Origin of the sequence: Plantactinospora sp. KBS50 (assembly GCF_002285795.1) — a bacterium.
GTDB lineage: Bacteria > Actinomycetota > Actinomycetes > Mycobacteriales > Micromonosporaceae > KBS50.
Window position 1 is genome coordinate 1,199,070 of the sequence record NZ_CP022961.1, and the last position, 21,262, is coordinate 1,220,331.

At 71.5% G+C, this 21,262-nt stretch carries 16 protein-coding genes; 9 read left to right on the forward strand and 7 right to left on the reverse strand.

Annotated features, from left to right (window positions below; translation table 11 throughout):
- Positions 1 to 73 precede the first annotated feature (73 nt).
- The 7 genes from CIK06_RS05575 (at position 74) to CIK06_RS05605 (ending at position 7,104) form a co-directional block, all read left to right on the forward strand.
- Positions 74 to 679 carry a LysE family translocator gene (locus CIK06_RS05575; protein ID WP_095563921.1) on the forward strand — a complete coding sequence of 202 codons (606 nt, stop codon included), beginning with the start codon at positions 74 to 76 and terminating at the stop codon, positions 677 to 679.
- Positions 680 to 779: 100 nt separating this feature from the next.
- Positions 780 to 1,472 carry a B3/4 domain-containing protein gene (locus CIK06_RS05580; protein ID WP_095563922.1) on the forward strand — a complete coding sequence of 231 codons (693 nt, stop codon included), beginning with the start codon at positions 780 to 782 and terminating at the stop codon, positions 1,470 to 1,472.
- Between the two features lie 162 nt (positions 1,473 to 1,634).
- Positions 1,635 to 2,249, forward strand: a complete 615-nt coding sequence (locus tag CIK06_RS05585; protein ID WP_095563923.1) for a hypothetical protein — start codon at positions 1,635 to 1,637, stop codon at positions 2,247 to 2,249.
- A 552-nt stretch (positions 2,250 to 2,801) separates the two neighbouring features.
- On the forward strand, positions 2,802 to 3,818 hold the full coding sequence (locus CIK06_RS05590) for a DUF4185 domain-containing protein (protein WP_232534027.1): 1,017 nt from the start codon (positions 2,802 to 2,804) through the stop codon (positions 3,816 to 3,818).
- A gap of 46 nt (positions 3,819 to 3,864) precedes the next feature.
- Positions 3,865 to 5,202 carry an extracellular solute-binding protein gene (locus CIK06_RS05595; protein WP_095563924.1) on the forward strand — a complete coding sequence of 446 codons (1,338 nt, stop codon included), beginning with the start codon at positions 3,865 to 3,867 and terminating at the stop codon, positions 5,200 to 5,202.
- Between the two features lie 75 nt (positions 5,203 to 5,277).
- The gene (locus CIK06_RS05600) at positions 5,278 to 6,261 is read left to right on the forward strand and encodes a carbohydrate ABC transporter permease (RefSeq protein ID WP_232534028.1); all 984 of its coding nucleotides are present in this window, start codon (positions 5,278 to 5,280) and stop codon (positions 6,259 to 6,261) included.
- A gap of 21 nt (positions 6,262 to 6,282) precedes the next feature.
- Positions 6,283 to 7,104: a carbohydrate ABC transporter permease gene (locus tag CIK06_RS05605; RefSeq protein WP_095563925.1), complete on the forward strand. Its 822-nt coding sequence runs from the start codon at positions 6,283 to 6,285 to the stop codon at positions 7,102 to 7,104.
- A 44-nt stretch (positions 7,105 to 7,148) separates the two neighbouring features.
- Here CIK06_RS05605 and CIK06_RS05610 read toward each other — a convergent pair whose 3' ends face one another.
- Positions 7,149 to 8,597, reverse strand: a complete 1,449-nt coding sequence (locus tag CIK06_RS05610) for an FG-GAP-like repeat-containing protein (RefSeq protein WP_369916177.1) — start codon at positions 8,595 to 8,597, stop codon at positions 7,149 to 7,151.
- A 474-nt stretch (positions 8,598 to 9,071) separates the two neighbouring features.
- Between CIK06_RS05610 and CIK06_RS05615 the strand changes: the two genes are divergently transcribed.
- Positions 9,072 to 11,216 carry a family 43 glycosylhydrolase gene (locus tag CIK06_RS05615; RefSeq protein WP_095563927.1) on the forward strand — a complete coding sequence of 715 codons (2,145 nt, stop codon included), beginning with the start codon at positions 9,072 to 9,074 and terminating at the stop codon, positions 11,214 to 11,216.
- Here CIK06_RS05615 and CIK06_RS05620 read toward each other — a convergent pair.
- From CIK06_RS05620 to CIK06_RS05645, 6 genes are all read right to left on the reverse strand, one after another.
- Positions 11,200 to 12,117 (reverse strand): hypothetical protein, encoded by a 918-nt coding sequence (locus CIK06_RS05620; RefSeq protein ID WP_198348113.1) that lies wholly within the window; start codon positions 12,115 to 12,117, stop codon positions 11,200 to 11,202. The genes CIK06_RS05615 and CIK06_RS05620 overlap by 17 nt on opposite strands.
- Positions 12,114 to 13,109: a zinc-dependent alcohol dehydrogenase family protein gene (locus CIK06_RS05625; RefSeq protein WP_095563928.1), complete on the reverse strand. Its 996-nt coding sequence runs from the start codon at positions 13,107 to 13,109 to the stop codon at positions 12,114 to 12,116. Before CIK06_RS05625 ends, CIK06_RS05620 begins: the two co-directional genes overlap by 4 nt.
- Positions 13,106 to 14,746: a fucose isomerase gene (locus tag CIK06_RS05630; protein WP_095563929.1), complete on the reverse strand. Its 1,641-nt coding sequence runs from the start codon at positions 14,744 to 14,746 to the stop codon at positions 13,106 to 13,108. Before CIK06_RS05630 ends, CIK06_RS05625 begins: the two co-directional genes overlap by 4 nt.
- Positions 14,743 to 17,214 (reverse strand): GH116 family glycosyl-hydrolase, encoded by a 2,472-nt coding sequence (locus CIK06_RS05635; protein WP_095563930.1) that lies wholly within the window; start codon positions 17,212 to 17,214, stop codon positions 14,743 to 14,745. Before CIK06_RS05635 ends, CIK06_RS05630 begins: the two co-directional genes overlap by 4 nt.
- Positions 17,211 to 18,782 carry an FGGY-family carbohydrate kinase gene (locus tag CIK06_RS05640; protein ID WP_095563931.1) on the reverse strand — a complete coding sequence of 524 codons (1,572 nt, stop codon included), beginning with the start codon at positions 18,780 to 18,782 and terminating at the stop codon, positions 17,211 to 17,213. The genes CIK06_RS05635 and CIK06_RS05640 overlap by 4 nt, the downstream gene beginning before the upstream one ends.
- A gap of 209 nt (positions 18,783 to 18,991) precedes the next feature.
- Positions 18,992 to 19,966 carry a LacI family DNA-binding transcriptional regulator gene (locus CIK06_RS05645; RefSeq protein WP_095563932.1) on the reverse strand — a complete coding sequence of 325 codons (975 nt, stop codon included), beginning with the start codon at positions 19,964 to 19,966 and terminating at the stop codon, positions 18,992 to 18,994.
- Between the two features lie 140 nt (positions 19,967 to 20,106).
- Here CIK06_RS05645 and CIK06_RS05650 point away from each other — a divergent pair, with 140 nt between their 5' ends.
- Complete coding sequence (locus tag CIK06_RS05650; protein WP_095563933.1) at positions 20,107 to 21,228, forward strand: glycoside hydrolase family 172 protein; 1,122 nt, start codon at positions 20,107 to 20,109, stop codon at positions 21,226 to 21,228.
- The last annotated feature ends 34 nt before the right edge of the window (positions 21,229 to 21,262 follow it).

Genomic DNA, 21,262 nt, shown 5'->3' on the forward strand with positions numbered 1-21,262 from the left:
GCGCGAGTAGGGTGAGCTTTCGGTGGTGGCGGGAGGCGTCACCGGGGGTCGACGCTGTCCACGGAGGACCGCTGTGAGCATTTCCTTTCTCCTGACGTCGCTCATCGTCGTGGTGACGCCGGGAACCGGCGTCATCTACACCATGGCCGCCGGGCTTTCCCGGGGCACCCGGGCCAGCATCGTCGCGGCGATCGGGTGCACCTTCGGCATTGTTCCGCACATGCTCGCGGCGATCACCGGTCTCGCCGCGTTGTTGCAAGCCAGCCCGCTCGCGTTCCAGATCCTCCGGTACCTGGGTGTCGGTTATCTGGTGTACATGGCCTGGAACACGCTGCGGGAAAAGGGCGGGCTGACCGTCGACGAGCGGACCGCTCCGCAGTCGGCCGGAAAGGTGATCACCACCGGCATTCTCATCAACATCCTCAACCCGAAGCTGACGATCTTCTTCTTCGCGTTCCTGCCGCAGTTCGTCGACCCCGACGAGCCGAACGCACTGCTCCGGATGTCGGGACTGAGCCTGATCTTCATGGCGCTGACCTTCCTCGTCTTCATCGGGTACGGGAAGTTCGCCTCCGCCATCCGCCAGCACGTCGTGTCCCGTCCCTCGATCATGGCGTGGCTGCGGCGCACCTTCGCGGCGGCGTTCATCGCCCTGGCGGTGCGCCTCGCGCTCACCTAGAAGCTCTCGGCCCGGCGAAGGCTTAGGCGCCGGCCCGGCGAAGGCTCCGGTGCCGGTCCGGGCCGGTCCGGGCAACCGCAACCAATGAGAGGCGCAATCCATGTATTTCGTGCACTCGCCGGAGATCTGGTCCACTCACCCGGAGTTGGTCGCCGGCGTCCTCCACGCCGACGGCATCACCGGCCAGGTCTCGGTGGACGGCCCGGTCGCGGCCAACTACGAGGTGGCGGCGTCCCGGCTGGCCGGCTCGTCCGAGGGCGAGTTGCCGGAGATCCAGGCCTGGCGGCGCACCTTCAGCAAGATGGGCCTCAAGCCGACGCAGTACCGCTGCGCCTCGGAGTCGCTGCTGCGCCGCTTCAAGAAGGAACGATCGCTGCCGCGGATCCACCCGCTGATCGACGTCTGCAACGCGATCTCGATGGCGTACGCCATCCCCATCGCCGTCTTCGACACGGCCAACGTCGCCGACTTCCTGGAGGTCCGCCCGGCCACCGGCGACGAGACGTACCTGACCTTCTCCGGTGAGACCGAGAACCCCGAACCGGGCGAGGTGATCTTCGCCGACGGTGCCCGGCGCGCCCACGCCCGCCGCTGGACCAACCGGCAGAGCGGCCTCTCGGCGATCCGCCCCGAGACCTCCAGCGTCCTGATCGTCGCCGAGGCGCTGCACGCGAGCGCCGGCGAGGACGTACCCCGGCTCACCGCCGCCGTCGCCGACGTCCTGGCCGAGGTCTGGTCCGTCGCCACGAAGCCGGCCCTGCTCAGCGCCGAGGCGCCGCGGTACGACGGCTAGCACTTGCGTCACGCCCTGGCCCCGACTCGCGTTCCAGCGGTCCGGACCCCCCAACTTCGCCGAAGACGGGTTGGTCCGGTTCCCGGTGCCCCTATGGTGAGCCCATCGGGGGCACCGGCGCGATCGCGGGACCGGCGTCCGGAGTACGGGGGACGGGGCGCGGTGGACGACAAGGAGCGTGAGCAGGCGCTGCTCACGGCGTTGAACACCGAACACTTCGTGTTGCAGACCAGCCGCAGCGCCACGATCACCGAGTCGGTGGGTCGGGCCACCATCTTCCTGTCCACCCTCTCCGCCGCGTTGATCGGACTCGGCTTCGCCGCGGGCCGGAGCAGCCTGATCGCGCCGTACGTCGGCGCCGCCCTGCCCAGCCTGATCGTGCTCGGCTGGCTGACCTTCGCCCGGCTGGTGGAGACCAGCATCGAGAACTACCAGGACCTGGTCCGGCTGCGGGGGATCCGGGCGTACTACCACGAGCACCTCGCCAAGGGCAGCGAGTTCTTCTCGGACGCCGTGGTCGCGGATCCGGGGCGGGCCGCCTGGGGAGTCACCGGTTCATCCGGCCCCAAGCGGCGGTGGGAGATGTTCTACACGAGCGCCGCCCTGATCGCCGCGATCAACTCCATCCTGCTGGGGTTGGCCGCCGTACTGCTGCTCGGCCCGGTGGCCGGGCTCCCCGGCGTTGCCGCGATCCCGCTCGGCGTGCTGCTGGCCCTGGCCGCCTTCGCCGGTCATCTGCGCTACCTCGGCAGGGCCTTCGACCGGGTGAAGGTCTAGCGGTCGGGGGTCCCGGCGCCCCTACCCCCCAACTTCGCCGAAGGCGAGTTGATCATCGTGCGGGCGTCGTGGCGCGGCAACTGCTTCTGGCGGGGACGCGACGACGCTGGTAGAGAGAGCGGGCGGCGTCTCGCCCGACCCCGGACCCGTCGCGCCCACGGGCGGCCGTCGTCCCGGCCGGCGCGCCGGCTGTCGTCCCGGCTGTCGTCCCGGCGATCGGACGGCACCGCCGAGGCAGCCGCTGTCGAGGCGGCCGGACGGCACCGGCGAGGCGGTCCGGCGCCATTCTGGAGACGGCCGTTGTAATCGGTTTCGTGGCCTAATCCCTGTGCCCGGGGCCGGTTTGGTGGCCAGTCCCGTGACCTGTTGACGAAATCGATTACATGGTGTTCACTACGACGCAATCGAATTCCGGGACGGGAAGTGCTGGACGACATGACGGCTGGACCATCGACGATTCGCCGCCGCCACCGCCGGTGGGCGCTGTCGTCTGCGGTCCTGGCCCTGGCCGTCGTGGCCGCGTCCGGCTGTACGGGAGGGGACGCGCGGCCGGTGGAACCCTTCGTGCTGAACTCGGTGGCCAACGTGGCGCAGGTCGCGCAGCTGACCGGCCCCGACTCGATCAACCACACCGACCGCTTCGACGTGGCCGGGCAGGATCTCGGCTCGATGTTCGAGGCCGACGGCCGGACCTGGTTCGTCTTCGGGGACACCTTCGGCGAGCGTGAGCCGGGGCTGACCGGCGGCGGCGGGACCCGCTGGCGGTCCAACGCGATGGCCTGGAGCACCGACACCGACCCCACCGACGGCATCCGGCTGGACGGCTACCTCCTCGACGAGCAGGGCGGGGCCGCGGAGGTGCTGCCGTCGGAGAAGATCGACCAGCGCGAGATGACGGTGATCCCGACGTACGGCTTCGCCGCCAACGGCGCGATGTACCTGGCCTTCATGTCGGTCCGGCACTGGGGCGACCCGGGGGAGTGGGAGACCAACTTCGCCGGCCTGGCCAGGTCGAGGGACCAGGGCCGGACCTGGGTCAAGCTGGACCACCCGAGGTGGTCCGGCGACAGCAACTTCGTACAGGTCAGCGTGGTGAACCGGGACGGCGACCTGTACTTCTGGGGGGTCACCCACGGCCGGTTCGGCGGCGTACGGCTGATGAAGGTGGCCGAGGCCGACGTGGAGAAGCAGGGCGCGTACCGGTACTTCGCCGGTACGGACGACGATGGGCGCCCGCGCTGGTCGGCCGACGAGGCCGCGGCGACCACCATCGTGCAGGACACCGTCGGCGAGCTGTCGGTGGTGTGGAACTCGTATCTGTCCCGCTGGTTGATGACGTACAGCAACGGTGGCAGCACCGACGTGAGCATTCGCGAGGGCGTCAACCCGTGGGGCCCGTGGGGTGCGGAGATTCCGCTCGTCACCCAGGAGGCCGTGCCCGGCCTCTACGCGCCTTACCAGTCGCCGATCTCCGGCACCGACGGCGGCGCCACCATCTATTTCACCCTGTCTGTCTGGGGTCCGTACAACGTCTATTGGTTCAAGGCCGACCTGGTCAGCACGCGCTGATGCGCGGCGGGGACACGGTGTGGCGAGATCCGCAGGAGGAGGAACGGTGCGCAAGGGGTACAGGACGTGGATCGCGGCGTCGTCGGCGGTCCTGGCCGCCTCGCTGGCGCTGACCGGATGCGGCAGCGGCGGCGAGCAGAAGACCGCCGACGGCAGGACGGTGGTCACCTTCTGGCAACAGAAGTTCGAGGACTACCAGCAGGCCTGGTTCAAGAAGCAGGTCGACACGTTCAACACCAACCAGACCAAGATCAAGGTTGACCTCCAGGTCGTACCGGCCGACACCTGGCCGCAGAAGCTGAAGGCCGCGCAGGCCGCCGGCAAGGCCCCCGACATCGCGACCACCAACTACGGCAACATCCCGGCCGCCGTGGCCAACGGCGAGCTGGCCGAGCTGGACGGGCTGCTGCCGACCGAGGCGTTCGACGACATCAAGGACAACGTCCGCAGCTTCGTCACCATCAACGGCAAGCACTACGCGTACCCGATGCTCGTGGAACCGTCCACGGTGCTGTACTACCGCACGGACCTGGCCGAGGCGGCCGGCCTGGACCCGGCGAAGCCGCCGGCGTCCTGGGCCGAACTCGACACCTGGGCCGCCAAGCTGACCCAGGGCAAGGTCAAGGGGATGACGATCGCCTCGGCGGCGCCCGATCTGGGCTGGTCGAGCTGGGGCCTGCAGTACAACGCCTGCGGGCACCTGCCGGTGGCCGACGACTGGTCGAAGTCGGTGGCCACGGAGCCGTGCTTCGAGCGGCTGCTGGGTCTGTACAAGGGCCTCTACCAGGGCGGGTACATGCCCAAGCAGCCGAAGGTCGGGTACGCCGACGGCACCCCGTACGGTCAGGGCGAGGTCGCGATGATGGCCGGCGGATCGTGGGTGGTGGGCCAGCTCAAGAACGAGTTCCCGAAGATGATCGAGAAGACGGCGGTGGCGCCGTTCCCGTCGGTCGACGGCGATCCGAGCCGGACCACCGCGACGCTCGGCGGCTGGACGCTGACCGTGGACGCCAAGTCGAAGGCCAAGCAGGACGCGGCCGAGTTCGTCGCCTGGCTGCTGGCCGGCGAGCCGGCCATCATGGCCGACTTCTTCAAGGCCAGCGGCTTCTCCAAGTACACCGTGCGCACGTCGGTGGACGAGGCGCTGGCCAGCAACGCGGACGCCTCGGCCGACCCGTTCATGAAGATCATCTCCGAGAGGGTGGTGCCGAACGGCAAGGCCGAGCCGGCGTACCCGTGGGACATCTCGCTGGCCTTCGGCACGGCGATCGAGTCGGCCATGAAGGGCGGCAGTGACGCCCCGGCGGCGCTGCGGAAGGCGGACGCCGCCATCAACGACGTCATCAAGAAGCAGTCCCTTGCCGGAACGGCACCGACCCGCTAGAACCGGTCCACCCGGTGCCCGGGGACGCGTTCCACCAGCCTCCCCGGGCACCCACACCTGGCAAGGGGGACAACCGTGGCCCTAGTGCAGCAACCGGCCGGACCGGCGGCGTCGACCGCCGCCGTCCCGCCCGTCCCACCCGCGCCGGCCGGGCGCCGCAGGCGGCGGGTGCCGGCGGCCCGGCAGGGGCGGGAGAACCTGACCGCGTACCTGATGATCGCCCCGATGGTGATCCTGCTGAGCATCTTCGTGGCCTGGCCGCTGGCCTACTCGGTGTACCTCAGCACCTTCAAGATCAGCTTCTATCAGGAACCCGAGTTCGTCGGGCTCGACTTCTACGGGTACGTGCTGGAGAGCGCCGGCTTCTGGCACTCGATCGTCGTCGGCCTGTACTACGCGCTGCTGACCGTGCCCACGATCATGGCGCTGTCGCTGCTGCTGGCCACCTTCATCAAGTCGCTCAGCAAGCGGGCCGCGGCGTTCATGAAGACCACCGTGTACCTGCCGGCGGTGATGTCCACGGTGGTGACCTCGGTGCTGTTCGTCTTCATGTACCAGGACGAGGGCGTCGCCAACTGGCTGCTCGGCCTGCTCAGCCAGGGCCCGGTGAACTGGCTCAACGACCCGCACCTGGCGCTGCCGGCCATCGCCATCCCGGGGATCTGGCTCGGCTTCGGCATCTCCACCCTGATCATGCTGGCCGGGCTGCTCGACATCCCGGACAGCTACTACGAGCAGGCCCAGATCGACGGCGCCGGCTGGTTCACCCAGCTTCGGCACATCACCATCCCCCTGCTGAAGAACGTGCTGCTGTACCTGTTCGTCACCGGGTTCACGCTGGCCATCCAGATGCTCGACCTGCCGTTGATCATGACGGGCGGCGGGCCGGTGGAGGCGACCAACACCCCCAACCTCTACATCTTCGATTCCTTCCGCGACCTCACCCCGTACGCCACCAGCTTCTCGCTGACCGCCGCGCTGCTGCTGTTCGCGGTCATCGGGGCGATCTCGATGGTGGTCTTCCGGCTGGTCCGGTCCGACAAGGCCGTGGACGGCTAGGAGCCACCCTAGGAGAAACCCATGCCAGCGCGTCTTCCCCGGCAGGTCGCCTCGGGCGTCCTGATGGTCCTGATCACGGTCAGCATTCTGTTCCCGGTGGCCTGGATGGCGATCGCCGGTTTCAAGGGCCGTACCGAGGTGCTCCGGTCACCGTTCCAGTTCTTCCCGGACATGTGGCGCTTCGACAACTACGCGAAGATCCTCCAGGATCCGCAGTTCGCCCGGGCGATGGTCGTCACGTTCGTCGGGGCGCTGCTGTTCACGGTGCTCAGCCTCACGGTGAACTCGCTGGCCGCGTACGCGTTCGCCCGGCTGGAGTTCCGCGGCAAGCGCTTCTGGTGGGTCTACTGCATCACCCCGATGTTCATCCCCACCATGGCGATCATGCTGACCTCGTTCGTCGTGGTGTCGAAGCTGAACATGCTGAACACGCTGGCCGTGCTGATCATCCCGGGCGCCGCCTCCGGGGCGCAGATGTTCTTCCTGCGGCAGTTCTACCTGGGCTTCCCGATCGCCGTCGAGGAGGCGGCGCTGATCGACGGCGCGAGCCGGTGGCAGATCTTCACCCGGCTGTTCCTGGCGCAGTCCGGCGCCCCGTTCGTGGTGATGGGCATCGCGTCCTACCTGGCCTACTGGAACGCCTACGTCTGGCCGATCCTGACCATCACCGACCCGAACCTCACCCAGATCATGCAGTTCCTCGGCAACTTCCGCTCCGACCGCGGCAACCAGTGGGAGCTGCTGATGGCCGGCTCCACCCTGGCGTCGCTGCCGACCATCATCCTGCTGTTGATCTTCCAGCGGTTCATCGTGAACGGCGTGCGCATCTCCGGCATCAAGTGACGCCGGGCCGCTCCCGCCCGGACCGGGCGGGAGCGGCGCCGCGTTCAGTAGGTGATTTCGCCGGTGAGGCCGAAGTAGTCGTGCCATTTTTGGCTGGGTTGGAAGGTGGTTCCGGTGGAGAGGGCGGTGTAGACGTCGTTGGTGGTGCCTTGGGTGAAGACGATGAGGTCGTCTTTGCCGTCGCCGTTGACGTCGCCGAGGTAGGGGTGTTCGCCGGTGAGGCAGAAGTGGTCGTGCCATTTGATGGTGGTGCCGGTGAAGGTTGTTCCGGTGGAGGTGGCGGCGTAGACGTCGGCGTCGGGGTTGCAGGTGAAGGTGACGATGTCGGCTTTGCCGTCTCCGTTGATGTCGCCGACGCGGGGTTGTTCGCCGGTGAGGGAGAACAGGTCGTGCCATTTTTGGGCGGGTTGGAAGGTGGTGCCGGTGGAGAGGGCGACGTAGACGTCGGCGGTGGTGGTGGTGCCTTGGGTGAAGGTGATGATGTCGGCTTTGCCGTCTCCGTTGACGTCGGCGACGGCGGGGGTTTCGCCGGTGGGGGCGAACCAGTCGTGCCATTTTTGGGCGGGGGTGAAGGTGGTGCCGGTGGAGAGGGCGACGTAGACGTCGGCGAGGTTGTTGTGGGTGAAGGTGATGATGTCGTCTTTGCCGTCGCCGTTGACGTCGCCGACGGCGGGGATTTCTCCGGCGGGGGCGAACCAGTCGTGCCATTTGGCGCCGCAGCAGAAGGTGGTGCCGGTGGACAGCTCGACGTAGACGTCGGCGAGGGTGCCGCCGGTGAAGGTGATGATGTCGTCTTTGCCGTCGCCGTTGAAGTCTCCGGTGAGGGGGGTTTCGCCGGTGAGGCCGAAGTAGTCGCTCCACTTCACTGAGGTGCCGGCGAAGGCTGATCCGGTGGAGGTGGCGACGTAGACGTCGTTGCGGGTGCCGAGGGTGAAGGTGATGATGTCGTCTTTGCCGTCGCCGTTGAAGTCGGTCGACGACCCGGCCACCGGCACCGGCGGCGCGGACTGCCCGCAGTTGTCGCTGACCAGGTACTTCTGGTCGTAGACCCCGGGGTACGGGGCCAGCGACACCCCGTTGATGGCGATGGTCTGGCCGACGCCGTTGAGCAGTTGCTCGTAGTGGGCGTGCGGGCCGGAGGAGTTGCCGGTGCTGCCGGTGATCCCGATCTGCTGGCCCTGCTGGACGTACGCGCCGTCGGCGACCGAGTAGGCGCTGAGGTGGAAGTGGTAGGTGGTCCAGCCGCCGCCGTGGTCGATGGCGATGTAGTTGCCGGCCCCGCCGGGCTCGGAGTACCGGTGGGCCACGCCCGCGGCCGACGCGAGCTGCGGGGTCCCGTTGGTGGTGCCGCCGTCGGCGCGGACGAAGTCCAGGGCCAGCCGGACCTCGCCGTCGTGGTGGCTGTACGTCCACCGTTGCCCGCACGGGAACGGCGCCTTGAAGACGGGTGCGGCGAGCGCGGCCGCCGGTGCGGTGAGCGAACCGGTCAGCACGGCCGCGGCGAGGACGACGGCGGCGACCAGGCCGCGGCCCACGATGGTGTGCCGGCGGCGACCTCCGGTCGAAGGGAGCCGGCGACCCGGGCGCGGGCGGGAATGACCCGCGGTGGCGCGGGGTGGTCGGGGCATGGCGTGACTCCTGTCCATCAGGGGTGGGCGGCCGGACGGGGTGACCGGTGGGCCGCGGGACGGTGAGCCGGGACAAGGTGGCCTGGCGGCGGTGGCCCAGGCTCGCAAAGTGGGCCGATTGAAACCGGTTGCTTCGGCCAGTGTCAATAGTCGGGATCCGTGGGACTCGATTGATGGCCGAGAATGCGCAATGATATAGCCGGTTAAATCGGCGAATAGCGAGCGGCCGAGCGGAAAGGACGGCGCTCCGCTGTCGGCGACGTATTGACAGTTCTCGCACCCTACGGAAGCCTTGTCTGCAATCGATTTCTCGGCGTACGGCTCGCAGTGGAGGCGACAATGGGTGCTGGTGCCGGCCGGCGGCGTACCGCACGGATGCTCGCCGCCGCGCTGCTCGGCGCGGCCCTGGTGGCCCTGCCCGCGCGACCGGCCGCCGCCGACGACCCGGTCCGGTCCGAGGCCGAGGCGCTCCCGGTGGTCGCCGCGACCGCACCGGTGCAGGCCCAGGCCAACTGCTGCGGGGTGAGCTGGTCGGCCGGGCGGCAACTGTGGCTGCGCGGCACCCGCGCGGGCGACTCGGTCACCGTGACCCTGCCCGCGGTGCCGGCCGGCCAGTACGACCTGGGCGGCGTGCTGACCCGGGCCGCCGACTACGGCACCCTGCGGTTCGCGGTCGACGGGGTGGCCATCGGCCAGCTCTTCGACGGCTACGCCCCGACCGTGCGGATCGTCGCCGGGGTGCCGCTCGGCTCGGCCTCGCTGACCGCCGGCAGTCACCGGCTGACCGTGACGGTGACCGGTCGGGCCTCGGCGGCCACCGGCTACTTCGCCGGGCTGGACACGATCACCCTGCGCCGGGTCGGCCCGCAGGCCACCGTCAGCACGCTCGGTTACGAACTGCCCGGGGAGACCCCGAGCCGCGGCGCGCTGACCCGGGTCTACAACCCGGGCGCCGGCCAGAGCACCGGGTGGTACTACAACGACCACACGATCGTGCGGGATCAGCAGACCGGAGTCTGGCACCTGTTCGGCATCACCCACGCCGAACCCGGGGCGCCGCAGGACGAGAAGACCTTCGGGCACGCCACCGCGCCCGCGCCGACCGGGCCGTGGACCACCCAGGCCGCGGCGCTGACCGCCGACCCGTCCGCCGGCGAACAGTGGATCTGGGCGCCGCACGTGGTCTACGACCAGGGCACGTACCACATGTTCTACGCCGCCGGAAACCCGGACCTGACCAGCTACCGGATGCAGCTGGCCACCTCCACCGACCTGTACCACTGGACGCGCAGCCCGGCCAACCCGCTGTTCACCGACGGCTGGGAGGCGCGCGACCCGATGGTGACCCGGATCGGCGACCGGTGGGTCATGTACTACACGGCCACCTCCGACCGGACCGGCGGCAACCACGTCGTCGCCTACCGGGCCAGCACCGACCTGCGGACCTGGAGCGCCCGGTCGGTCGCGTACGCTTCCCCGGTGACCGGGCGGGCCGGCGGGCAGACCGAGTCGCCGTTCGTGGTCCACCGCGGCGACTGGTACTACCTCTTCGTCTGCTGCGACGGCACCGACTACACCGCCGCGTACCGGCGGACCGCCGTCTACCGCAGCCAGGACCCGTTCCACTTCGACGGCGCCGAGAAGGTGACCGTGCTGGACGCGCACGCCGCCGAGGTGGTGACCGACGGCGACACCTGGTACCTCAGCCACGCCGGCTGGGGCCAGGGCGGGCTGTGGCTGGCCCCGCTGACCTGGACCGCCGGCGTGGTGGCCCGGGGCTACACGATCAGCACCGACTTCCTCCGGGCCGACGTGCGGACCTGGCCCACCACCCGGATCGCGGCGCTGGCCGTGGACCCGGCGGGCACCGGCGACCACCGCCGGGTCCTCGACTCCTCACACCGGGGCACCGGGCCGTACCTGGCGGTCGGGCGCTTCGACATCACCGACCGGGCCGGTACGCCGAGCCGGATCGACGTCTCCGCGGACGGCTCCCGGATCAACCTGGTCGGCATCCCGTTCGGCGACGAGCCGGTCAGCGCCGACTGGCTGCTGACCGTGGCGCCGCGGTGGACCGGACCGGCCCTGCAGAGCGACCTCGTCTGGTCGGTCACCGGCCCGCCCACCGCCGCGGTGTGGGAGGTGGCCTTCAACATCGACGGCGCGCTGGCCGCGGTCGGCGACCCGGCCGTGGCCGCCCGGCCGACCGGCGACGTCGCCGGGATGCCCCGGTGGACCATGACCACGGGCGGCGGACTGTCGCTTGTCACCGCCCACCGCGAGGGCTCGGCCTGGCGCGGCGACAACACCTGGTACGACGCCGGGCACGCGATGGCCGCCTGGCAGCCGCTGTGGCGTTCCGGCGGCACCGGGTGGGCGGTCGGGGCGTACCCCGGCGGGACCTGGCGGCTGGCGGCGAGCGCCGCCGACCGGGACGTCGCCTTCGCCGACACCGTCTACACCGCGATCAACACCGTTCCGTGACCGCGGGCGTCACGCTGAAGACGTACTCCTGCTCGTGGCCCGGCCGGTACGGCTCGTGCAGTTCGACGTTCTCGAAGGCGACCCCGCCGGGAATCGGCGCGGTGCTGGCCCAGTACCGGCTCCGCCCGTTCACCAGCACCGCCAGCTCCGGGCCGGGCCGCCGCACCCGCCAGCCCTGCACGGCCGGAGCGCCGACGTACCGCCAGTGCTCGGCGACCTCGTCGGCGTAGCCGGCGGCGCTCGGGTCCGGCTCGTCGGTGCTGGCGGTCACCAGCGCGCCGCCGTCCGGGGTACGGCTCAACTCGGCCAGGCCGAACCGGGCGTGCCGGGTGAAGCCGCTGCCGTCGAAGCCCGGCCAGAGGCCGCCGGCGGTGACCGTCCGGTCGGCCAGGTGCAGCCGGCGCAGCCGCGCGTAGTTGCCCATCGTGGCGGTGAGGGTGAGCACGGCCAGGTCCACGGAGGCCGGCGTCGGCCACGCGGCCAGCGCCACCTCGTGCGGCCGGTCGGCCCGGAACCGGGCGCGTACGCACACCTCGGCCCCGTTGTCGAAGCGTTCCACCGGGAAGTGCACGGTGAGCCGCTCGACACCCGCGTGCCGGTCCAGCACCCCGGGCGCGGGCCGGTCCGGGTCGCCTCCGTCGGGCCGGTCGGCGGAGTGGATGCGCTTGCCCGCGCAACCGTCCAGCGCGCTCCACTCCAGCTCCGAGTAGCCCCGCTCGGTGGCACCCACAGGGGTCGGCTCCACGGCCACGAAGTTGATCAGACGCTCCGGCCGGTGACCCAGGTACGGGGCGTAGATCCGCAGCAGGCCGCGCGGCCCGGGCAGCGGCGCCAGCCCGACCTGCAGGCCGGCGGCGTGCCCCCAGCGCGGTTCCCGGCCGGGGCGCAGCCAGCCGTTCATGCCACCTGCACCTTGAGTCCGGTACGCGCGCGGACCGCCCGGACGGCGTCCGGGAAGTCGTCGAGCGCGAAGGTGTCGGTCACCATCCGGTCCGCCGCGATGGCGCCGGAGGTCATCAGGGTGATGGCGGGCTCGAAGGTGTGCAGCACCGCCATCGACCCGAGGATGGTCAGCTCGTCGTTGTACACCTGGAACGGGGAGAGCCGGACCGACGCGTCGGCCGGGCTCACGCCGAACACCAGCAGCGTGCCGCCGCGGGCCAGGCCGGTCAGCGCCGCCTGGGCCGCCGCCGGTACGCCGGTGGCCTCGATCGCGTACTCGAAGCCGATGTCCCGCTCGGCGAGCAGCGCGTCGACCGAGCCGGCGACGGTGTCGGCGCCGAGGCTGGCTGCGAGTTCCCGGCGACCGGGATCGGTGTCGACCACGGCGATCCGGGCCGCGCCGCTGCGCCGGGCCGCCTGGGCCAGCAGCAGCCCGATCGTGCCCGCCCCGACGATCAGCAGTTCGGAGCCGGGCGCCATGGCCAGCCGGCGCAGGCCGTGCACCACACAGGACAGCGGCTCGACCAGGGCGGCCGCCGCCCAGCCCAGCGAGTCCGGCACCGGATGAGCGTTGCCGGCCGGCACCGCCACGTACTCGGCGAAGGCGCCGTCGACGGTGTCGCCGATCGCGCCCCAGCGCTGGCACAGGTTGCCGCGCTGCCGGCGGCAGTAGACGCAGGTCCCGCAGAACAGCGACGGGTCCACCGCCACCCGGTCGCCGGTGCGGATGCCGGTCACGCCGGCGCCGAGCGCCACCACCTCGCCGGCGAACTCGTGCCCGGGGACCAGCGGGAACGGCGCGGGCGGGAACTCGCCGTCGATGATGTGCAGGTCGGTGCCGCACACCCCGGCCGCCCGCGGCGCCACCACGATCTCGCCGGCCGCCGGGGTGGGGTCGGGTACCCGGGTGACGCCGAACCGGCCGGGCTCGGCGATGACGACGGCCCTCACGGCAGCTCGACCTGCCCGCACAGGTGCACGGTCAGCCCCAGTTCGGCGAAGAGGGCCGCCTTGGCCAGCAGCGCCCGGTCCGCGCCGGCGGCGTCCGGGGCGTACGCGACCTGGACGTGGTTGGCCTTGTGACGGGCCATCAACTGGTCCCGGTCGACCCCGTGCAGGACGGCGTGCATGATCGGCCACTGCGGGGTGGTGGCCGCCAGCCGGCGCTGCGTCTCCTCCTCCGGCAGCGCGGCGACGTGCCCGCGGCCGATGTCGACGTGCAGCGAGCCGTCGGCGATGAAGACCCGCGACCAGACGATGTGCCCGGGCTTGGACACCCCGCTCAGGGTGCCGCCGCCGAGCGGGAAGTACATCGGCGGCTGCCGCATGCTGTGGCTGTTCGGGTAGCCGCCGTGGTGCGCGGCCGGCACCGCGCCGGAGATCTCGAAGACCCAGACGAACTCGCCGTCGTACTCGGCGCCCCACCGGATGTCGTGCAGCGTGGTCTCCGGGTCGAAGCCCATCGCGGTCCAGATCCGGTTGGTCACCAGCGCGTCCACCGCGACGCCCTCGTCGACCTCGTTGAAGTGCGGCAGCGGTACGCCGGGGTAGAGCTCCCGGCCGCCGTCCCGGCTGAACACCGGGGGCCGGTCGGCGTTGTTCAACAGCCCCTCGGCCAGGTCGCTGGCCGGCACCACGTCCTTGAGCCCCTGCTGGTACTGGATGCCCACCGCGTCCAGGCCGAAGTCGTCGCTGATCCGCAGCGCGGCGATGTACATCTTCAGTTGGCTGGTGACCTGGCTCTCGGTCAGCTCGGTGGCCTCGTCCGTACCGAAGTGGAAGGTCAGGCCGGCCCGGTCCAGCCAGTCCCGGACCGCCTTGGCCTCCTCGTCGCCGACCCGGCCCATCTCGGCCACCAAAGCGCTCTGCGACAGCCGCTCCTTGTAGACACCCAGCGGGTTGAGCAGCTCGTCGTCGATTATCGCGTTGTACATGCCCATGCAGCCCTCGTCGAAGACGCCGATCACGGCCTTGTCGTCGCGCAACTGCCGGGCCAGCGCCACTCCGAGCTCGACCTCGGGGCGGGTCGGGTCCAGCGCCGGCAGGTCCCGGACGTGGCTCTGGTCGTGCCGCAGCGTGCCGGTCTCCAGCCAGGTGCGCAGCCCGTCCCGGGCCCACGCGTCGGTGAAGTCCGCGCTCCACAGCGTCGAGTGCGGCACGCCGGCCTTGGTCAGGCTGGCGGTCAGGTTCAGCAGCCCGACCAGGCCGGGGAACTCGCCGGACCAGTTGGCCACGATCAGGATCGGCCCGCGGTGGCTGCGCAGCCCGGCCAGGACGTGATGGCTGTACTGCCACACCGCGTCGATGACCACCAGCGGCGCGTCGGGCGGGATCGTCTTGAACACCTCGATGCCGCGGCGCTGGCTGTCGATGAAGCCGTGCCCGGCGACCGGGTCGACCTCGTGTGCCCGCCGTACGCTCCAGCCGAGCGCGCCGGCCGCCGCGGCGAAGTCCGCCTCCAGCCTCTGCTGCACCGGCCAGCAGGTGACGTTGGCGCTGCGCCGGAGGTCGCCGCTGGCCACCGCGTAGATGGTGGCCGGCTCTGCCGCCGGCCGCCGGGTGGGCGCGGGAAGGGTGTAGCCGGTCATCGGGGTTCCTCCTGAGCAGCGGGTGCGGGTGCGGTGACGCGGTACGGGTGGCCGGGACGCAGCCGGAGCGCGTGGGCGCTCAGCCGCCCGTGCCGGGGATGGGTGACGGTCAGCTCGTCGAGGTCGAGCCGGCCGCCGTACAGGTGGATGTCGACGCCGTCGGGGGTGAGCCGGAACTCTCCCCAGCCGGTGCCGGTGCTGAACGGCGCCCGGGACACCCGGGGCCGCAGGGCCAGCCGCCGGTCCGGGGCGTGGTAGTCGGCGCCGGTGAGCGCGACCAGCACGCCCCAACTGGCCATCGAGCGGGCGTAGTGGTTGCCGCACTCCACCTCGTTCCACGGGTTGCGGCGGACGCCGTCGTGCCGGTCCCGCACGGCGCGCACGAGGGTCAGCCCCTCCTGCACCTGGCCCTCGTAGATGAGGTGGGTGGCCACCTGGTACTCGATGCCGCTCCAGACCTCGTCGCTGTACACGAACGGGATCCGCGGCCGGCCGCCGCGCGGCCAGGAGCAGAGCACCAGCCCGGCCTCGCCGCCCAGCGCGTACGTGCGCTGCACGCTGTGGTGGTTGCGCAGGCTGGGCCGGAAGTTGTGCCGGTACACGGCCGCGACCGCGCTGCGCACGTGCGCGGCCGGCAGCAGGTGGCCCAGGCCGGTGAGGTGGGCCAGGGTCTGCCCGAAAAGCTGGTCGCTGAGGCAGCCGGTGCCGTACTGGTAGCGGTGCGCGTCCGGGTCGGCCAGCCGCTGGTCGTAGTACTCGCCGTTGAACAGCAGCTCGTCCATCCGCGCGCCGCCGCGCGCGGCGGCCTCCCGCCAGCGCCGCGCGGTCGCGGGCTCGCCGGCCGCGTCGGCCAGCGCCGCCCCGGCGCGCAGGGCGGCGAGGAACATCGAGTTGGCCAGCGAGTTGGGTCCGTGGAACTCGATGTCGTAGGTGTTGTGCTGCTCGCTGTCGAGCACGCCGTCGCCGTCGCTGTCCCACCGGGTGAACGCGTACTCCAGCGCCCGCCGGGCGCCGGGCCAGCAGTCGCGCAGCAGGGCGTCGTCGGCGCTGAACCGCCACTCCCGGTAGAGCCGGACGATCGCGCCGAGCTGCCCGTCGACGGCGGGATGGAAGTCCCAGGGCGCGTTGTCGAAGACGCTGTTGGCCCGGAAGTTCATCCGGCCGTCGGGCCGGGTCTCCCGGACGAACTCGGTGCGCCGCGCGTCGCGCTCCAACTCGGGGAAGAGGTACGCGACCGTCTGGGCGTAGTTCCAGACGTGCGTGCAGGTGCCCTCGCAGCTACCGGACCGGGCGAAGCTGCCCTCCCAGGCGGCGAACCGGCCGCCGGCCAGCCGGAAGCAGGTGGTGCTGCGGACCGCGACCAGGGTGGCGCTGACCGCGTCGAGCACCTCGCGCGGCAGGTCGCTGCCGAACAGCGCGGCGTGGAAGGCCCGGGTGTCGGCCTCCAGCCGGGGCAGCCGGGCGGTCAGGTCGCGGGCCACCGCCCAGGCGTCCGGGTATGCCGTGGCGTAGTGGTTGCGCACGGTCTCGCCGGCGCCGGCGTCATCCAGCCCGATGTTGCCCTGCCAGGCCCGCGGCCGGTTCGGGAAGTGCCAGGTCAGCACGAACTCGAAGGTGGCGCTGGCGCCGGGGGCGACTTCGTGGACGATGCCCAGCGACCCGACCCGCAGCCGGGGGAACCAGTCCGGGTGCGGCGGCGGGTCCAGGGTGGTCACGGTCTCCGGTTCGAGCCGGCCGTCGGCGCACAGGTCGTCCCAGAACACCTGTACGCCGTCCTGCCACAGCCCGGACAGCCACTGCGGCTTGGCCGTGGTCGCCGGGTCGGTGGTGGCCAGCGCGACGGTGCCGGACCGGTGGTCGGTGGGGTCCAGGTCGCTGCCGAACTCGATGCCGCGCAGCCCCGGACCGTCGATCCAGGTGTTGCGCGGGTTGCCCGCGTACTCGGGGAAGTGGAACACGTTCCAGCCGGTGACGCCGACCGGGTTGGCCAGCGAGCCGACGACCGTCACGTCGACCGGTTCGGGGCCGGGGTTGCCGACGGTGTACCGCAGCACCGCCCCGGGGATCCCCGAGGCGTCCGCGTCCAGCGGGACCAGCGGGGTGAACGCGGTCAGCGACACGTCGACCCCCAGCTCGGGGTCCGCGAAGTCGATCGTGAGCAGCGGATATTCGCCGCGCATCCGGCTGCTGGCCAGCCGGGGCAGCCCGGCCAGCCGGCCGGCGTCGTAGCCCTGGTCGCCCTCGTGCGGTCCGGGCAGTCCCGACTCCAGCACCCGGGTCACCGCCGCCGCGCCCGGGCGGGCGGCCCGGATGGCGAAGAAGGTGAAGGGCAGCCGGGTGCCCTTGGCCGGGCGGTTCGCCAGCTCCCAGTCCCGCAGGTCGCCGCGGGCGCCGACGGACACGTTGCCGGTGCCGATGCCGCCCAGCGGGAACGCGGCGACGCCGGCGTCGGGACCGAGCACCCTCATCGCGCCGCCGCCTCCCGCCGGTCCGCTCCGTGCCGGTCCGCTCCGTGCCGGTCCACCTCGTGCCGGTACGCCTCCTGCTGGTACGCCTCCTGCTGGTACGCGGCGAGCGCGTGGGTGACCGGCGTGGTGGCCGGGTAGAGCCGCAGGTAGTGCTGGTAGAGCCGGTCGTAGCGGTCGCGCAGTTCCGGTCGCGGCTTGCGGGTGGCCACGATCGGGTTCCACTCGTCGATGTCCACCGGCTCGACGGCGGAGGCGGCGAAGAACGCCGCGCCGAGGCTCGCCCCCACGGTCCGGGCCGGGATCGCCTGCTCCAGCCCGGTCACGTCGCTGACGATCTGGGTCCACAGGCCGCCCTGCGTGCCGCCGCCGACCGCGACCACCCGGTCGACCGGACCGCCGGCCGCCTCGATCGCGGCCACGTTGTGCCGGACCCCGTACGCGGTCGCCTCCAGCGCCGCCCGGTACAGGTCGCCGCGGGTGTGGCTGAGGGTGAGGCCGGCGATCACCCCGCGGGCGTCGGGGTCGGCGACCGGGGTGCGTTCTCCGGCGAAGTAGGGCAGCATCAGCAGCCCGCCCGCGCCCGGACCGGACGCCTCGGCCAGTTCCAGCAGCGCCGGGTAGTCGTCGGTGCCGAACAGCTCGGCCAGCCAGCCGGTGATGGCGCCCGAGGTCGCCATCCCGCCGGCCAGGTTCCGGGTGCCGGGCAGCGCGCCCACGGTTCCCCACAGGGTGGGGGCGGTCAGCGGCGCCGTCACGGTGTTGATCAGGAACATCGTGGTGCCGTACATCAGCATCAGGTCGCCGACCCGGTGGGCGCCGACGCTCACCGCCTCGGACCAGGCGTCCACGGTGCCGGCGATCACCGGGATCCCGGCCGGCAGCCCGGTCTGCGCCGCCGCCGCGGGGGTCACCGTCCCGACGACCTCGCCGGGCCAGCACAGCGGCGGCAGTTCCAGGTCCGGCGCGATCAGATCGGCCCAGGGCCGGTACCAGGACCGGGCGCCGGCGTCGTACAGCGGTGTGCACTGGCTGGCCGAGTGGTGGTCGACGTAGTACGCGCCGGTCAGCCGCCAGCCCAGCCAGGAACTCGGCTGGAAGAACCGGCGGGCTCGGGCGAAGACGGCCGGTTCGTGCTCGGACAGCCAGGCGAGCTTGGGCCCGGCCGACTGGGTGGACAGCGCCGACCCGCAGCGCTGGCGGATCCGCTCGGCCCCGCCGAGTTCGGCGGTCAGCCGGGCGATCTGCGCGCCGGCCCGGGTGTCGACGCCGTACAGGATGGCGGGTCGCAGCGGCCGGCCGTGCTCGTCGGTGACCAGCACGCACGGGCCCATGCCGCTGACCCCGACCGCCACGATCCGGTGGTCGCCGGCCCGGGTCAGCTCGCGCAGGATGTCCGCAGCCTCGGCCCAGCACCGCTCGCCGTCGATCTCGACCTGGCCGGGCGCCGGCCGGTCCACCGCGTGCCGGCGTACCGCCGTCGCCAGGACCGCCCCGTCGGGTGAAACCAACACGCCCTTGCTGCTGGAGGTTCCGATGTCGATGCCGACGACCGCGGTATCGCTGAGCATGCGGTCACCATTCCAGAAATCGATTTCACAGTCAATTGCCCGAGTCCGGCCGGCGTGACGCGGTGGCCGGCGTCAGCGGCCAGCGGCCGGGTCGGCGGTGGGCAGTGGGCCGCCGGCGGCCGGGCGCCAGCGGCCCGCGGTGGGCAACCCGGCAACCCGGCGACCGGCGATCGGCGGCCGGGCGGCCGTGGTGGGTCAGTCCCGGTGGGTCAGCCGTGCGGCGCGATCTGGTTGCGCAGCACGATCGTGTGCGGCGGCTGGTCGTCGCCGTTGATCCGCTTGAGCAGCATCTCCGCGGCGGTCACCCCGAGATGGCGGGCCGGCAGGTGCACCACCGTGACCGCCATCGGGGTCGGCGAGATGATCGACACGTCGCCGAAGATCGCCATCCCGACCGCCGGGGGCAGCACGTTGCGTTCGGCCAGCAACTGGAGGGCGCCCACCCCCATCAGGTTGTTGGCCACGAAGACCGCGTCCGGCGGCTCGGGCAGTTCCAGCAGCTCACGCATTGCCTTGCGGCCGCCGTCCACCCGGAAGTCGGCGTACCGCAGGTAGGCGTCGGGGTTGTCCATCCGCATCGTGGTGACCGCGTCCCGCCAGCCGTCGGCCCGCAGCGTCGCGGTCTCCACGTCGTGCGGGCCGGTGATGCAGGCGATGCGCCGGAATCCCTGGTCGGCCAGGGTCCGGGTGGCCGACCGCCCGCCGGCCCGGTTGTCCACGGTGACCGCGTCGATGTCGTACCCGTGCGGGCTGCGGTCCACGGCCACCACCGGGCGCTTGCGGTCCAGCAGCGCGCTCAGGTCGCTGTGCTCACCGGCGGCGGCCAGGATGACCCCGGCCATGTTGGCGCTGACCGCGATGTCCAGGTACTTCGCCTCCTTGGCGCGGTCGTCGTCGGTGTTGCACAGCACCACCGAGTAGCCGGCGGCCTGTGCCACGTCCTCGACCCCGCGGGCCATCGAGGTGAAGAACGGGTTCTCGATGTCGGGAATCACCAGCGCGATGACCTCGGAGTGCTGAAGCCGCAGCGTGCGGGCCACCCGGTTGGGTGTGAAGCCCAGCGCGCGGGCCGCGTCGCGGACCCGCTTGGCCTTCTCGGACGAGACGTTCTGGCCGTTGAACACGCGCGACACCGTGGCCGGGGACACCCCGGCCTGGGCGGCGACCTCGTAGATCGTTGGCATCGGTTCCTTGGGCCCCCTCGGTCGCCTGCCGGTGCGCACCATTCTGCGGGACGCTGGCCGCCGTTGACACGAACCAGCCACGAGTTTACTTTAGTGAAATCGATTACACGACACCGGCCACCGCGAGCGTAGGAGCGGCAGTGAATCCAGGCGACCTCGGTTCGATCTCGCGGCTTCGGCGCGTGCAGACCCGGTCGATCAGCCCCGAGAACTTCGACGGCTCGGCCGGCGGCGGCGGCCGGGCCACCGAGGGCACCGGGGCGTCCTGCGCCCGCGATCTCGGACCCGGTTGGAAGATCTCGCCCAGCGTCGACATCCCGGCCGGGGAGACCTTCGACCTGGCCACCATCGACGGCCCCGGCCGGATCAGCCACATCTGGATCACCACGCACACCGACAACTGGCGGACCCTGCTGCTGCGCGCCTACTGGGACGGCGCGGCGCAACCCGCGGTCGAGGTGCCCTACGGCGACTTCTTCTGCTCCGGCTGGGGCGTCTTCACCCAGGTCAACTCGCAGATGGTGGCCGCCAACCCGCACGGCGGCTTCAACTCGTACTGGCCGATGCCGTTCCAGGACGGCGCCCGGCTGACCCTGGAGAACCTCTCCGGCCAACCGGCCCGGGTCTACTACCAGATCACCTACGAGATCGGCGACGACTACACCGGCCAGGGCTACCTGCACGCGCAGTGGCGGCGCAGCAACCCGCTGGAGCACCTCACCCCGCACACCATCGTCGAGGGCGTGCAGGGCAGTGGCCACTACGTCGGCACGTACCTGGCCTGGGGGGTCAACAGCAACGGCTGGTGGGGCGAGGGCGAGATCAAGTTCTACCTCGACGACGATGACGAGTACCCGACCATCTGCGGCACCGGCACCGAGGACTACTTCGGCGGCGCCTGGAACTTCGACGTCCCCGGCCGGGGATACACCGAGTTCTCCACCCCGTACCTCGGCATGCCGCAGGTGATCCGGCCGGACGGGCTGTACGTGAGCCAGCAGCGGTTCGGGATGTACCGCTGGCACGTGCCCGACCCGATCCACTTCGCCACCGGGCTGCGGGTGGACATCCAGGCGCTGGGCTGGCGGTCGGGCTGGCGCTACCTGCCGCTGCGCGACGACATCGCCTCGACCGCCCTGTTCTACCTCGATCGGCCGACCGCACGCCGTCCGCGTACCCCCGCCGCGGACGACCTGGAGGTACACCTAGGTAGCGCGGCCGTCCCCGATCTGGGCGCCCAACCCCCACGCCCGCCGGACTGAACCGGCGGGCGCCGGCCCCAGAAGGAGTACCCGC